Source organism: Streptomyces sp. CNZ301 (genome assembly GCF_004217425.1).
This window is the reverse complement of the sequence record NZ_SHLG01000001.1, coordinates 311,406-325,542: the sequence shown is the minus strand read 5'-3', so window position 1 is coordinate 325,542 and position 14,137 is coordinate 311,406. Positions and strand designations below refer to the sequence as shown.

The following is a 14,137-nucleotide window of genomic DNA, read 5'->3' as shown; positions in this document are numbered from 1 at the left end:
GCCCTGCCGGGCCCCGGCTCAGTTGTTGGAGCCGGTGCGTCCCCAGTCGGGGCCGATGCGGGACCACTCCGCGTCCCACAGGGCGTACCGGCGGCGCAGCAACTGCCGCATGGTCAGCCGGCGACCGGCCTCCATGAGCCCGGCGGCTCCCGCGCCGGCGGCCAGTCCGGCCAGAGCGGCGTACGAGGACGCGGTCTGCGAACTCATGGGACTTCTCGTGGCGACGCCCTCGGCGTCCGTCCAGATGCGGAAGCGCTCACCGGGCTGGACGCGCTGCTTCGTGGTGACGGTGCTCTTGTGTGTCTCGCCGTCCGGGCCGGCCCAGTGGGCGACCACATGACGGCGGTCGGGCTGCTGCGAAGCGGACTCGGGATCGGCGTCCAGCGGAGCCCGGTCCTGGACCGATTCGGCCACGGCCCACACCTGGTGACGGCCCTGCCGCTGCTCCTCGGCGTTCTTCAGCAGCGCTCCGTGCGCCGCGGAGGCGCCGAGCCAGCCGGCGAGCGGAGCGATGACGACGACAAGGATCACGGCACCCAGTGCCAGCCATGCTTCGCGGCGGTCGCTGCGGCGGCACAACGGGTTGCCACGCCAGCGCCACAGGCCGACGATCGCGCGCATAACTTCTCACCCCCTTCTCCACGTGCGTGAGTACCTCGAGCAGGCGGGTACATGCGTGGAGTAGGCCAAAGAGACTCAAATCACCGGAACATGGTCAGGGCTCCGGCCCCGTAGCCACCCCATCGTGGAACATCGAGCCTACCTCCCCGCCCGGCTTCCGAAGGGCCGGGGGTGCGGAACCGGGCTGCACTGAGTGTCACATGGGTGTCCGCCGGTCCTCCAGGGGGTCCCTCGGTGGCTGATTCTCTCCTTCAAGTCCGGCCCGATACCCAGACACTTGGGCGGTCATTCCATGGAATGCCATCTCTTTTGAGCGATTGCCCGTTATGAGCGCGCCGGATTAGCTTCGTCTGCGCAACGACGAATTGCCGGTGCGGACACGGAGATTGGCGGTACCCATATGGCGACTGCGGTGGAGACGAATTCCGGTGGCGAGGATGCCGCACAGCGGGCACAGGCGAGTCTTGCGACGGCGGCCGCACGCAATCTCACCACGACCACCAAGACGCCCCCGCAGATGCAGGGAATCAGCTCCCGCTGGCTGTTGAAGGTTCTCCCCTGGGTGCAGGTTCCCGGCGGCACCTTCCGCGTCAACAGGCGCCTGACGCACACCCTGGGCGACGGCCGCGTGGAGTTCACCACCACGGGCGCCGAAGTGCGGGTCATCCCGCTGGAGCTGACCGAACTCCCGCTGCTGCGCGGCTACGAGGACCGTGCGGTGCTCGAAGCGCTGGCCAACCGCTGCGAACAGCGCGACTTCGGTCCGGGCGAGACGATCATCGAGGAGGGACGCCCGGCCGACCAGGTGGTGCTCGTCGCCCACGGCAAGCTGCGCAAGACGACAGAGGGCAAGTACGGCGGCGAGAGCGTCCTCGGCGTGCTGGCCGACGGCGACCACCTCGGATCCGGCCGACTCACCGGCGAGCCGGGGAAGTGGGACATCACGCTCACCTCGCTGACCAGCGGCACCGTACTGACCCTCGCCCGGGAGTCCTTCGAGGAGATCGCCGGCCGATCCGAGAGCCTGCGCGCGCAGACCGCCTCGGCGGCATCCGGACTGAACGGGCGGCGCACGCCCGACGGGGAATCCGAAGTGGCGCTGGCTTCGGGGCATGTGGGGGAGGAGGCGTTGCCGGGGACGTTCGTGGACTACGAACTCTCGCCACGTGAGTACGAGCTGAGTGTGGCGCAGACGGTGCTGCGGGTGCATTCGCGGGTGGCGGATCTGTACAACCATCCGATGAACCAGGTCGAGGAGCAGTTGCGGCTGACGGTCGAGGCGCTGCGGGAGCGGCAGGAGCACGAGGTGGTCAACAACCGCGACTTCGGGCTCCTGCACAACGCCGCTCCGGCCCAGCGCATCCACACCCGTTCCGGCCCGCCCACCCCCGACGACCTCGACGAACTCCTCGCCACGGTATGGAAGGAGCCCGGCGTCGTCCTCGCCCATCCCAAGGCGATCGCCGCCTTCGGCCGCGAGTGCAGCCGCCGCGGCATCCAGCCCGACAGCGCGGAAGTGGACGGGCACCGGCTGCCCGCCTGGCGCGGCGTGCCCGTCCTGCCGTGCAACAAGATCCCGGTCGGCCCGGAGGGCACGACGAGTGTGCTGGCCATGCGTACCGGCCAGGAGAAACAGGGTGTCGTCGGCCTGCACCAGACGGGAATTCCCGACGAATACCAGCCGGGGGTCTCGGTCCGTTTCATGGGGATCGACGAAAAGGCCCTCATCTCTTATCTGGTGAGCGCCTACTATTCGGCGGCCGTACTGGTGCCGGACGCTCTGGGAATCCTCGAGGACGTCGAAATCGGCCACTGACCCCGCGCTTCGGCGTCACAGCAGTCCGCGCCCGCCGAGCGGGATTTCCGGACGATTCCCGCAAGCAGTCCAAGTACCGGCCACAGCACGAAAGGTCTCCGGTCGATGACCTCCCAGCCCGAGACGACGCCCGCCTCCGCACCCGGGCAGAGCCTCAGCCTCACCACCGCCGCAGCCCGCAACCTGACGACCACCACCAAGACACCCCCTCAGATGCAGGGGATCTCCTCACGCTGGCTGCTGAAGGTCCTCCCGTGGGTCGAGGCCACCGGCGGTGCCTTCCGCGTCAACAGGCGCCTGACGCACACCCTCGGCGACGGACGGGTGGAATTCGTCGTCACCGGCGCCGACATCGGCGTCATCCCCGCAGAGCTCCGCGAGATCCCGCTGCTGCGCGGGCTGACCGACGACGCGGCCCTGGGGGCGCTCGCCGAACGGTTCGAGCAGCGGGAGTACGCCGCCGGGGAGACAGTTGTCTCGCCCGGTGACCCGGCGCGGCTTCTCCTCATCGCCCACGGGAAGGTGAAGCGCACGGGCGTCGGCAAGTACGGCGAGGAGGTGTCCCTGGGCGTTCTCGCCGGCGGCGACCACATCGGCGACCAGGCCCTCACGCCGGAGCCGGAGGACTGGGACCAGACCCTCACCACGCTGACGAAGTGCACCGTACTGGCCCTGTCCGCCCAGGAGTTCCGCGAACTGGCGGACCGCTCACGGGCGTTGCGCACGTACCTCGACGCCTACCTCTCCCGCGCGATCCCGCGGCAGAACAGGCGCGGGGAGGCCGAGATCGAGCTGGCTTCGGGGCATGTGGGGGAGGAGGCGTTGCCGGGGACGTTCGTGGACTACGAGCTGTCTCCGCGTGAGTACGAGCTGAGTGTGGCGCAGACGGTGCTGCGGGTGCATTCGCGGGTGGCGGATCTGTACAACCATCCGATGAACCAGGTCGAGGAGCAGTTGCGGCTGACGGTCGAGGCGCTGCGGGAGCGGCAGGAGCACGAGATGGTCAACAACCGCGACTTCGGGCTCCTGCACAACGCCGCCCTGGCCCAGCGCATCCACACCCGTTCCGGCCCGCCCACCCCCGACGACCTCGACGAACTCATCTCGCGCCGCCGCAAGACGCAGTTCCTCCTCGCCCATCCCAAGGCGATCGCTGCCATCGGCCGCGAGTGCAGCAGCCGCGGCATCTACCCCCAGCAGACCGAACTGCACGGTACGAGCGTGCGCTCCTGGCGCGGCATTCCGCTGCTGCCGTGCAACAAGATCCCGGTCAGCCGGGAGGGCACGACGAGTGTGCTGGCCATGCGTACCGGCCAGGAGAACCAGGGCGTCGTCGGCCTGCACCAGACGGGCATCCCCGACGAGATCGAGCCCGGTCTGAACGTGCGCTTCATGGGCATCGACGACAAGGCCCTCATCTCTTATCTGGTGAGCACCTACTACTCGGCCGCGGTGCTCGTCCCTGACGCTCTCGGCGTGCTGGAGGACGTCGAGATCTGACGGGCGCAGGCAACAGCACGCGCACCGGCGGCAAGGGGGATCCGGACCGGGAGGGGAGGAGGGGACCTCAGCCGGAGGCCGCGGACCAGCTCCAGTCCGCGACCTCCGGCAGGTCCGTCCCGTGCTCACGGATCCATGAGTGGTGCCGGGTCCGCATGTCCCCCATCGCCTGCCGCACACCCGCGGCCCGCACCGGCAGGCCCGGCGTGCGGTCGATGACGTCGATCACGAGCCGGTAGCGGTCCATGTCGTTGCGCACCACCATGTCGAACGGCGTTGTGGTGGCGCCCATTTCCTTGTATCCGCGCACGTGGAGCGAGTCGTGCACGGCCCGCCGGTAGGTGAGGCGGTGCACGAGCCACGGATAGCCGTGGTACGCGAAGATCACAGGCCTGTCGCGTGTGAAGACGGCGTCGAACTCCGCGTCGGGCAGCCCGTGCGGATGTTCCGAGCGCGGCAGCAGCCGCGCGATGTCCACCACGTTGACCACCCGCACCGCCAGCTGCGGCAGATGCTCGCGCAGCAGCGACGCCGCCGCCAGCGTCTCCTGCGTCGGAACGTCGCCCGCACAGGCCAGCACCACATCCGGCTCCCCGCCCTGAGCCTCGGTGCCCGCCCATTCCCACACGCCGAGACCGCGCTCGCAGTGGTTGCGGGCCTCCTCCAGCGACAGCCAGTCGAAGCACTGCTGTTTCCCGGCCACCACGACGTTGACGGTGTCGCGCGTGCGCAGCACATGATCCGCGACGCACAGCAGCGTGTTGGCGTCCGGCGGCAGATAGACCCGCACGACCTGCGGGCTCTTGTTCATGATGTGGTCGATGAAGCCGGGGTCCTGGTGGGAGAAGCCGTTGTGGTCCTGCCGCCACGCGTGCGACGTGAGCAGGTAGTTGAGCGACGCGAGCGGCATGCGCCACGGCACGTCCCGCGAGCTCTGCAGCCACTTGACGTGCTGGCCGGCCATGCTGGCGACGATGTGGGCGAAGGCCTCGTACGTGCCGAAGAGGCCGTGCCTGCCCGTGAGCAGGTAACCCTCCAGCCAGCCCTGGCACATGTGCTCCGAGAGAACCTCCAGCACCCGCCCGTGCCGGCCGAGGTGCTCGTCCGTCCCGAGGGTCTGTGCCTGCCAGCCGCGCGGCGTGACGTCGAAGACGCCGTCGAGGTGGTTCGAGGCCGTCTCGTCGGGGCCGAACAGACGGAAGTCGCGCCGCTCCTGAGTGGCGGAGAACAGCTCGGTCAGCATGCCGCCGAGCACGCGTGTGGGCTCGTGCGAGGTGTGCCCGTGCCGCTCCACGTACACGGCGTGCGGTTCCAGCGCGGGCAGCGGCAGTTCACGCAGCAGGCGCCCGCCGTTGGCGTGCGGGGATGCGCCCAGCCTGCGGTCTCCCTCCGGCACGCATGCCAGAACCTGCTCGCCTGGCCTGCCCTCCTCGTCGAAGAGCTCCTGGGGCCGGTACGAGCGCAGCCACGCCTCCAACTGCCGCAGCCGCGCCGGGTCTTCACGGACGCCGGTGAGCGGGATCTGGTGCGAGCGCCAGGTGTCCTCCACGGGCACACCGTCGACCTCCGCAGGGCCCGTCCAGCCCTTCGGGGTGCGCAGCACCAGCATCGGCCAGCGCGGCCGGTGCACCGAAGCGCCCGCACGGGCGCGGGCCTCACGCTGGTACTGCCCGATGCGTTCCAGCGCCACGTCGAAGGCCCCGGCGAGTGCACGGTGCGTCTCGGCCGGAGGCGTCCCGGGGTGCGCGGTGACGTGCAGCGGGTCGTATCCGTAGCCGCGCAGCAGGGCGTCCAGCTCGTCCTCCGGCAGCCGGGCGAGGACCGTCGGGTTCGCGATCTTGTACCCGTTGAGGTGAAGCACCGGCAGAACCGCTCCGTCGTGCACCGGGTCGAGGAACTTGTTGGAGTGCCAGGCCGCGGCCAGCGGGCCCGTCTCGGCCTCCCCGTCGCCCACGACGGAGCACACCAGCAGATCGGGGTTGTCGAAGGCCGCGCCGTATGCGTGGGCCATCGCGTAGCCGAGTTCGCCGCCCTCCTGGATCGAGCCGGGCACGTCGGGTGCCGTATGGCTGGGCAGTCCGCCCGGATGCGAGAAGTCCCGGAAGAGGCCGAGCATGCCCGCGGCGTCCCGCCGGCGGTCGGGTTCGAGCTCGCCGAACGTCCCCTCCAGCCACGCGCCCGCCAGCACGGCGGGCGCCCCGTGGCCCGGCCCCCAGATCCCGACGGCGTCCAGACCGTGCGTACGGACGGCCCGGTTGAGGTGGGTGTAGACGAGCCCCAGCCCGGGTGCCGAACCCCAGTGCCCCAGCAGCCTGGGCTTGATGTGCTCCGGGCGCAGCGGCTCACGCAGCAGCGGGTTGTCCCGCAGGTACAGCTGGCAGGCGGACAGGTAGTTCATGGCACGCCAGTGGGCGTCCAGCCGGGCGGTCTCGTCGTCCGAGAGCGAAGGGTGCGTGTGCATGCCGGGATGGGTACCAGGGGACGCCGCCCGACACACGTGCAGACGGGCCGGGGAGTATCCCGAAGCATGCCGGATTGTCCGGGTCCACAGCGTTGCCTGGGGCTGTGACGCACGGCACGATGACGGTGTGCTGAATCCATGGCTGGCGCTGGAGGCAGGGGCAGACGCGGCCGAGCGGACCGGTCAGGTCCGCCGCGCGCACGAGGAGTTCGTGACCGAGGGCGCGATCGGGGCCCAGGTACGGAACGTGGTGGCCGAGTCCTGGCAGCGATGCGCCGGTGCCTCCGTCGAGCCGGAGAGCGTGGCCCGGGTCGACCTGGGGGACGCGGAACTCGCCGCGTACCGGTCCGCGCATCCCCTGGACCGCGTCATGCCGCTCTTCCGTGAACTCCTCGGCACCGTCGCCGACGACGGTGCGCACCTGCTGTCCGTGTGCGACGAGAACGGGCGCATGCTGTGGGTCGAGGGACACTCCCAAGTCCAGCGCCACGCCGAGCGGATGAACTTCGTTCCGGGCGCCCGCTGGTCCGAGCGCTACATCGGCACCAACGCCCCGGGCACGGCGCTCGCCGTCGACCACGCCGTGCAGATCTTCACTGCCGAGCACTACTGCCGCCCCGTGCAGGCGTGGACGTGCGCCGCGGCGCCCGTCCACGACCCGCGCACCCACCGCCTCATCGGGGCCGTCGACATCACCGGCGGCGACCATCTCGCCTCGCCGCAGAGTCTCGCGCTCGTCCAGGCGACCGCCCGCGCGGCGGAGGCGTATCTCGCCGAACTGTCGGCCGCCGGCGGCACTTCGGCCGACGGTGCGCCCGTGCTGAACGCCCTCGGCTGCGACGAGGCCCTGCTCGATCCCGGAGGCGGCACGCCCGTTCGGCTGGGCAGGCGGCACAGCGAGATCATGGTGCTCCTCGCGGCGCATCCCGAAGGCCTCACCGGCGAACGTCTCGCGCTCGAACTCTACGGAGAGCGCGCCGTCACTCCGGTCACGCTGCGCGCCGAACTCTCCCGGCTGCGCGGGCTGCTGGGGTCGCTGCTCGACTCACGTCCGTACCGGCTGCGCACCGCTCCGCACACCGACCACGACGCCGTTGCACAGGCACTGGCCGAGGGCGATCTGCCCGCCGCGCTCTCCGCCTACCGCGGCCCGCTGCTGCCGCTCTCCGAGGCGCCCGGTGTCGTACGGCTGCGCAGGCGGCTGGAGGACCGGTTGCGCCGTGCCCTGCTCTCCTCCCGCGACCCGGTTCTGCTGGAGGAGTGGGTGCGCACGCCCTGGGGCGAGGACGACCTGGAGATGTGGGAGGCCCTGCTGGCCGGACGCCAGGGCGGTCAGGCCCGCACCGCCGCCCTCACGCGCCGCGTGCGCGAACTGCGCCGCTCCTACGGGCTGGAGAGCACGCAGCCGCCTTCCGGGCGCCGTCCGTACACAGAGGAGGGCGGAGCACACGCAACGTATCGGCAACGTTCCCGTCCCTAGGCTTCCCGCAACACGGGCCCGCCGAGCGATGAGGCGGGCCACCAGCACCAAGGGGAGGCAGTGATGAGCCGCTACGCCGCGCCCGGGTCCGACGGGGCCGTCATGAACTACAAGTCCCGCTACGACCACTGGATCGGGGGCCAATACGTAGCCCCCAAACAGGGCGGCTACTTCGAGAACCCCACACCGGTCACCGGAGCGCCCTTCACCGAGATCGCCCGCGGCACCGCCGACGACGTGGAGCGCGCTATCGACTCGGCACACGAGGCCGCCCCGGCCTGGGGCCGCACGCCCCCCGCCGAACGTGCCGCGGTGCTGAACCGCATCGCGCAGCGCATGGAGGACCACCTCGAGGAACTGGCCGTGGCCGAGAGCTGGGAGAACGGCAAGCCGGTGCGTGAGACGCTGGCCGCCGACATCCCTCTCGCCATCGACCACTTCCGCTACTTCGCCGGTGCCATACGGGCACAGGAGGGCTCGCTGTCGGAGATCGACGAGGACACGGTCGCCTACCACTTCCACGAGCCGCTCGGCGTCGTCGCCCAGATCATTCCGTGGAACTTCCCGATCCTGATGGCCACGTGGAAGCTGGCTCCCGCGCTGGCGGCCGGCAACGCGGTCGTGCTCAAGCCCGCCGAACAGACCCCGGCCTCCGTCCACTTCTGGATGAGCCTGGTCGCCGACCTGTTGCCTCCGGGCGTCGTCAACATCGTCAACGGCTTCGGCGCGGAAGCGGGCAAGCCCCTGGCCAGCAGCCCCCGCGTGGCGAAGGTCGCCTTCACCGGTGAGACCACCACGGGCCGGCTGATCATGCAGTACGCGTCCGACAACCTCAAGCCGGTCACGCTCGAACTCGGCGGCAAGAGCCCCAACATCTTCTTCGACGACGTCTCCCGCGCCGACGACGACTTTTTCGACAAGGCACTGGAAGGCTTCACGATGTTCGCCCTCAACCAGGGCGAGGTGTGCACCTGTCCGTCGCGTGCCCTCATTCAGCAGGGCCACTACCGGGACTTCCTCGACGCGGGCATCGCGCGCACGGAGAAGATCGTCCAGGGCCATCCGCTGGACACCGACACCATGGTGGGCGCCCAGGCCTCCAACGACCAGCTGGAGAAGATCCTCTCCTACCTCGACATCGGCAAGCAGGAGGGCGCGAAGGCGCTGACCGGCGGCAGTCGTGCCGAGCTCGGAGGGGAGCTGGAGGGCGGCTACTACGTGCGGCCCACCATCCTCGAGGGCAAGAACAGCATGCGCGTCTTCCAGGAGGAGATCTTCGGTCCGGTCGTCGCCGTCACCGGCTTCTCCGACTTCGCCGACGCCATGACGACGGCGAACGACACCCTCTACGGACTCGGCGCCGGCGTGTGGACCCGCGACGGCAGCACCGCCTACCGCGCGGGACGCACCATCCAGGCCGGGCGCGTGTGGACGAACTGCTACCACGCCTACCCGGCGCACGCCGCGTTCGGTGGCTACAAGCAGTCCGGCATCGGCCGCGAGAACCACCGCATGATGCTCGACCACTACCAGCAGACCAAGAACCTGCTGGTGAGCTACTCGCCGAAGAAGCTCGGACTCTTCTGATGTCGTCCGCGGAGCAGGCGCGGGACCGAGCGGCCGCCGAGGCGCCGGAACGGGTCGGCGTCACCGAGGAGGCGGCCAGGATGATCCGGCGGCTGACGGACCAGCACGGGCCGCTGATGTTCCACCAGTCCGGCGGCTGCTGCGACGGCAGCTCCCCGATGTGCTACCAGCTCGGTGAGCTGCGCACGGGCGATGCCGACGTGCTGCTCGGGCGGCTCGCGGTGGAGGGCGTCGACGAACCGGTGCCGTTCTGGATGTCCTCGAGTCAGTTCGCGTACTGGAGCCACACCCACCTGACGGTGGACGTGGTGCCGGGACGCGGCAGCGGATTCTCACTGGAGGCCCCGGAAGGGGTGCGCTTCCTGATCCGCTCGCGGCTCATGGACGAGGGCGCTTCAGCCGAACTGCCGCCGCAGCAGCGGTAGAAGGGGTGCCCGCCGCGGACGGCAGGTCCTGGGCGAGCACCTCGACCGAGTCGCCGCTGCGCACCCTGCCCGTGCGCTCGGGGATCAGATTCTGGCCGAAGACCAACTGGTCCCCGAAGCGACGGTGGCGGGCGAGGGTGCGCAGCGGCTCCTTTCCCCGTACGCCCGACGTCTGGTCGGTGGTGGTCACCACGCAACGCCCGCACGGCTTGGCCACCCTGAAGACGGCCTCGCCTACGCGGAGCCGCCGCCATCGGTCCTCGGCCCACGGGGTGCTTCCGGCGACGACGAGGCTCGGCCGGAAGCGGTCCATCGGCACGGGGCCCTCGTCGGCGTGATCGCCCTGTGCGATGAGGGAATTGAGAGCGTCCAGCGAAGAGACGGCCGTCAGCAGGAGCGGAAAACCGTCGGCCAGCGAGACCGTCTGACCGCCCGACGCGAACTGCGGGTCGATGAGGCGCCGCCGCTCGGGGGCGTCCAGATGCACGAGCAGCACCTCCGTGCCGAGATACGCGGAGAACCAGTCGCTGGCCTCCGCGTCGGCGGGCACCACGTCCAGCTTCTTCCCGAACAGCCGTACGGGGACCGTCTCCCGGTCCGCCGGCGGCACGCCGACCTCGAGCGGCTCCCTCCCCGGAGCCGTGATGCTGAGCGCCGCTCCTGCCGGACCTCCCCCGCAGGTGTCATCGGGCCGTGGAACCGCCCGGACGAGGGCAAGGCGTGGCTGCTCCCGCTGCGTGACCTCGCTGCCGTCCGGAGACGTCAGCATCCAGCGCCTGTCGGCAGCCGGTCCCCACGGCTCGACTGTCAGCTCCTCGCGCGTGATCCCCGCCAGTGCCTTCACCGGGTAGAGGTGGAGCGATGCCAGCGTCACGGACGTCATGCCGTCATCCTGCCACCGGCGCCGGCCGCCCGAAGGGGCCGGATCCGGTCAGTAGCCGCGACCGGGGTACTGCTGCCCGCCGTAGGGGTCCTCGTAGGCGTTCGGCATCTGCCGGGGCGCCGCGGGACGCGGTGCGGCGGGACGGGGAGCGGCGGGACGGGGCGGTGCGACCGGCCGCATCTGCTGCGGAGGCTGGGGCTGTTGGTACTGCTGAGGATGCTGGCGTGGATCCTGGTATCCCCGCTGCGGCTGCTGCTGCGGGATGTGAGGCGCGGGCGCCTGCTGCAGCGGAGCCGACTGAAGGGGGGCGGGCTGCGCCATGCCGGGCTGCGGGGGCTGGTGGCCCATCGCACCCGGGTACCCCTGGGGTGGCGTGTGCTGCTGGTGGCTCGGCCCGGCGGGAAGCGCGGGCAGAGCGGGGGGAAGTGCGGCGAGGGAAGGCAGGGCCTCGTACGCCGAGGGGACACGGATGGGAGCGATCTGCGGGGTGCCGCGCTCGTTCACGAGCATGTCGTAGATCGGTGTGTCGGGGTACGAAGGGCCAGCGTAGTAGCCGCCAGGGGAGTAGCGGGGGGAGGTCATGCCCATAAGGTAAGCCCAAAATGTGGCCGTTGGGGACCCCGGTCGAGGAGCGGTTTCCCGTGCTTGCGGTGACTGCCCGTCAGCAATCGGAGCGAACCTGGCAAAATCGGTCACGAAGGGCCTGTCGAGATGTTGTGACGAGCCGCGTCAGCCGCAGGAACGCGGCGGACGGACAGCTTCCGGCGACCAGGACGCCGGCGGACGAGGGGTAGTGGAGTGGCATGACGATGCGCAAGGGCACCAACATCCCGGTGGCGGAGACGTCGCTGCGTATCGAGCTCGGGAGGGATTCCGGAACAGCTCCCGTGGACGTGGATGCCTCCGCCCTGCTGCTGACGGCGTCCGGAAAGGTCCGCTCCGACGACGACTTCGTCTTCTACAACCAGCCCCGTCACGCCTCGGGCGCAGTGATCCACCAGGGCAAGCGCTCCGAAGGTCCCGGTGTCGTGGACGTCTTGAGCGCGGACCTGGCGAGGGCCGAGCCCGATGTCGACAGGATCGTCCTCGCGGCCTCCGCCGAAGGCGGCACATTCGGACAGGTCCCCGGGCTGTACGTACGGCTCGTGGACGCGGACGGCGGAGCGGAGATCGCCCGCTTCGAGAGCGTCGACGCCACCGTCGAGACGGCCTTCGTCCTCGGTGAGCTCTACCGCAGGCAGGGAGGCTGGAAGTTCCGTGCGGTCGGCCAGGGCTACGAAAGCGGACTGGCGGGTCTGGCGACGGACTTCGGGATCAGCGTTGACGAAGGAACGGACTCCGGCGCACCGGCAGGCGAAGCGGCGCCCGCCGCGCCCGCGGTCCCGCCCCAGACATCCGCGACGCCCCCGGTACCGGCGGCGATCCCGGCACCGGCGGCGATCCCGGTACCGGCGGCGACCCCGGCACCTGCCGCGGCCCAGCACGTGCCGCCTGCCAAGGTCACGCTGACCAAACAGGCACCGTCGGTCTCCCTCACCAAGCATGGCGGCACCGGCGGAGTCCTGCGGGTCAACCTCAACTGGCAGGTGCAGAAGAACGCCTCGGGCTAGGGCCGGAAACTCGGCAGGGCCGTCGCCGGATACTCCGGCCTCGATCTGGACCTGTGCGCCCTCTTCGAACTCGCCGACGGCCGCAAGGGGGTCGTCCAGGCGCTCGGCAACGCCTTCGGCTCGCTGAACGGACCACCGTACGTCCACCTCGACGGCGACGACCGCACCGGCGCGGTCGCCTCCGGCGAGAACCTCACCGTCAACCTCGATCATGCGGCGGAGCTGCGGCGCGTCCTCGTCTTCGTGACGATCTACGCCGGGGCGCGCAGCTTCGAGGGAGTCCAAGGCACCGTGACCCTCCAGCCGCAGCACGGCACCCCGGTGGAGTTCTCGCTCGACGAGTGCACCGTCCCCTCCAACGTCTGTGCGCTCGCGCTCATCACCAACCAGGGCGGCGATCTCGTCGTGCGCCGCGAGGCCCGCTACCTGGTCGCCCAGCGCGGCAGCAGCCCGCAGCGCACGGTAGACGCCGCCTACGGCTGGGGCATGCAGTGGACTCCCGGCCGCAAGTGAACTGCCGCCCGCCGCGCGGTACCTGCGCTCACGCGTAGGTGCGCCCCTTCCAGGCGGCACCGCGCCCGCGATGGTGCCGCAGCGCCGAATCGAGCGTCATCAGCAGATAGAGGGAAGCCGTCACCGGCAGCGCGAGCGCACGCCACGGCGGCTGCCGGTAGTAGCGCAGCATCGGCACGTACGTCAGCGCCATCACCGCCCATGCCGCAGCGCCCACGGGCGACCCCGCAATCGCCGTCACCGGCGGCACCAGGTACACGAGCGTCAGGCCGGCCACTGTGCCCAGCAGCACCAGCGGACTGTTCCCGAGCTGTGCGTACGCGCTGCGCGCCACCATCCGCCACAGCTGCGGCAGCCGTTCGTAGGGGCGGACGCTGCGCACACCGTCTGCCAGGCCCAGCCAGATCCGCCCCCCGCTGCGTTTGACGGCCCGTGCGAGCGTCACGTCGTCGATGACGGCGTGCCGGATGCTCCCGGGGATGTCCGCACGGACGGCCGCCTCGGTGCGCAGCAGCACGCAGCCGCCGGCCGCCGCGGCGCTACGGGACGAGGGGCGGTTGACCCGGCTGAAGGGGTAGAGCTGCGCGAAGAAGTAGACGAAGGCCGGCACGATGAACCGCTCCCACGCGCTGTCGGCCCGCAGCCGGGCCATCTGGGAGAGAAGGTCGAGACGGGCGCCGGTCGCGGCACTCACCAGGTTCCGCAGCGAGTCCGGCGCGTGCGCGATGTCGGCGTCCGTGAGCAGCAGGAAGCCCGCGCCTGTCCGCTCCCGCGCGAGGGCCATGCCGTGCCGCAGCGCCCACAGCTTGCCCGTCCAGCCGGGTCCGGGCTCCCCGGGGGAGGTGACGGTCAACGGAAGGCCGTGCGGCGCCTGTTGGCTCGCGAGGCGTCGTGCCACATCACCGGTGCCGTCTGTGGAGCCGTCGTCGACGAGGAAGATCTCGGCCCGCCCCGGATAGTCCTGGGCCAGCAGGCCGGGCAGGCTCAGCGGCAGGACGTCCGCCTCGTCCCGCGCCGGCACGACGACCGCCACCGCCGGCCAGGCCTGCGGATCCGTGCGCGGCGGCAGCCGGAGGTCGGTACGCCAGAAGCGGGCGTGCGCCAGCAGCAGCCACAGCCAGGCGGCAAGCGAACCCGAGGCGATCCAGGTCAGGGGGCTCATCCGCCGCAGTCTGCCGCACCGCAGGCGGTGCGTACGGTACGCCGGGGCCGCGGTGCCACCGGATGAGGCCGCATGGCCG

Annotated in this window: 10 protein-coding genes and 1 pseudogene; 6 read left to right on the top strand and 5 right to left on the bottom strand. The window is 70.7% G+C overall.

What is annotated here, in order from left to right:
• Positions 1–18: 18 nt before the first annotated feature.
• A complete protein-coding gene (locus EV375_RS01425; protein ID WP_130297811.1) occupies positions 19–621 on the bottom strand; it encodes an Rv1733c family protein in 603 nt (200 codons plus the stop codon).
• A 400-nt stretch (positions 622–1,021) separates the two neighbouring features.
• On the opposite strand from EV375_RS01425, the gene EV375_RS01420 reads away from it, so the two are divergent.
• Positions 1,022–2,437 carry a family 2B encapsulin nanocompartment shell protein gene (locus EV375_RS01420; RefSeq protein ID WP_130297810.1) on the top strand — a complete coding sequence of 472 codons (1,416 nt, stop codon included), beginning with the start codon at positions 1,022–1,024 and terminating at the stop codon, positions 2,435–2,437.
• A gap of 105 nt (positions 2,438–2,542) precedes the next feature.
• Positions 2,543–3,937 (top strand): family 2B encapsulin nanocompartment shell protein, encoded by a 1,395-nt coding sequence (locus tag EV375_RS01415; RefSeq protein ID WP_130297809.1) that lies wholly within the window; start codon positions 2,543–2,545, stop codon positions 3,935–3,937.
• Between the two features lie 67 nt (positions 3,938–4,004).
• Here EV375_RS01415 and EV375_RS01410 read toward each other — a convergent pair whose 3' ends face one another.
• Positions 4,005–6,398: a phosphoketolase family protein gene (locus EV375_RS01410; RefSeq protein ID WP_130297808.1), complete on the bottom strand. Its 2,394-nt coding sequence runs from the start codon at positions 6,396–6,398 to the stop codon at positions 4,005–4,007.
• A 127-nt stretch (positions 6,399–6,525) separates the two neighbouring features.
• On the opposite strand from EV375_RS01410, the gene EV375_RS01405 reads away from it, so the two are divergent.
• The 3 genes from EV375_RS01405 to EV375_RS01395 all read left to right on the top strand — a co-directional run bounded on the left by EV375_RS01405 (position 6,526) and on the right by EV375_RS01395 (position 9,890).
• Complete coding sequence (locus tag EV375_RS01405) at positions 6,526–7,878, top strand: GAF domain-containing protein (RefSeq protein WP_130297807.1); 1,353 nt, start codon at positions 6,526–6,528, stop codon at positions 7,876–7,878.
• 63 nt (positions 7,879–7,941) lie between these two features.
• Positions 7,942–9,465: an acetaldehyde dehydrogenase ExaC gene (exaC, locus tag EV375_RS01400; RefSeq protein ID WP_130297806.1), complete on the top strand. Its 1,524-nt coding sequence runs from the start codon at positions 7,942–7,944 to the stop codon at positions 9,463–9,465.
• Positions 9,465–9,890: a DUF779 domain-containing protein gene (locus tag EV375_RS01395; protein WP_130297805.1), complete on the top strand. Its 426-nt coding sequence runs from the start codon at positions 9,465–9,467 to the stop codon at positions 9,888–9,890. Before exaC ends, EV375_RS01395 begins: the two co-directional genes overlap by 1 nt.
• Here EV375_RS01395 and EV375_RS01390 read toward each other — a convergent pair.
• Both EV375_RS01390 and EV375_RS01385 read right to left on the bottom strand, forming a co-directional pair.
• The gene (locus EV375_RS01390; RefSeq protein ID WP_130297804.1) at positions 9,844–10,773 is read right to left on the bottom strand and encodes an MOSC N-terminal beta barrel domain-containing protein; all 930 of its coding nucleotides are present in this window, start codon (positions 10,771–10,773) and stop codon (positions 9,844–9,846) included. The genes EV375_RS01395 and EV375_RS01390 overlap by 47 nt on opposite strands.
• A gap of 48 nt (positions 10,774–10,821) precedes the next feature.
• A complete protein-coding gene (locus tag EV375_RS01385) occupies positions 10,822–11,355 on the bottom strand; it encodes a DUF6643 family protein (protein WP_130297803.1) in 534 nt (177 codons plus the stop codon).
• A 221-nt stretch (positions 11,356–11,576) separates the two neighbouring features.
• Between EV375_RS01385 and EV375_RS01380 the strand changes: the two are divergent.
• Positions 11,577–12,896, top strand: a pseudogene (locus EV375_RS01380) (TerD family protein).
• Between the two features lie 28 nt (positions 12,897–12,924).
• On the opposite strand, the gene EV375_RS01375 reads toward EV375_RS01380, so the two are convergent.
• Positions 12,925–14,058: a glycosyltransferase gene (locus tag EV375_RS01375; RefSeq protein WP_130297802.1), complete on the bottom strand. Its 1,134-nt coding sequence runs from the start codon at positions 14,056–14,058 to the stop codon at positions 12,925–12,927.
• Positions 14,059–14,137: the final 79 nt, after the last annotated feature.

What these genes read in the sequence shown, in the direction of transcription:
- EV375_RS01410 (WP_130297808.1), bottom strand. Translation starts at nt 6,398, where the DNA reads ATGCACACGCACCCTTCGCTCTCGGACGACGAGACCGCCCGGCTGGAC.
- EV375_RS01420 (WP_130297810.1), top strand. Translation starts at nt 1,022, where the DNA reads ATGGCGACTGCGGTGGAGACGAATTCCGGTGGCGAGGATGCCGCACAG.
- EV375_RS01425 (WP_130297811.1), bottom strand. Translation starts at nt 621, where the DNA reads ATGCGCGCGATCGTCGGCCTGTGGCGCTGGCGTGGCAACCCGTTGTGC.
- EV375_RS01390 (WP_130297804.1), bottom strand. Translation starts at nt 10,773, where the DNA reads ATGACGTCCGTGACGCTGGCATCGCTCCACCTCTACCCGGTGAAGGCA.
- EV375_RS01395 (WP_130297805.1), top strand. Translation starts at nt 9,465, where the DNA reads ATGTCGTCCGCGGAGCAGGCGCGGGACCGAGCGGCCGCCGAGGCGCCG.
- EV375_RS01375 (WP_130297802.1), bottom strand. Translation starts at nt 14,058, where the DNA reads ATGAGCCCCCTGACCTGGATCGCCTCGGGTTCGCTTGCCGCCTGGCTG.
- EV375_RS01385 (WP_130297803.1), bottom strand. Translation starts at nt 11,355, where the DNA reads ATGACCTCCCCCCGCTACTCCCCTGGCGGCTACTACGCTGGCCCTTCG.
- EV375_RS01415 (WP_130297809.1), top strand. Translation starts at nt 2,543, where the DNA reads ATGACCTCCCAGCCCGAGACGACGCCCGCCTCCGCACCCGGGCAGAGC.
- exaC (WP_130297806.1), top strand. Translation starts at nt 7,942, where the DNA reads ATGAGCCGCTACGCCGCGCCCGGGTCCGACGGGGCCGTCATGAACTAC.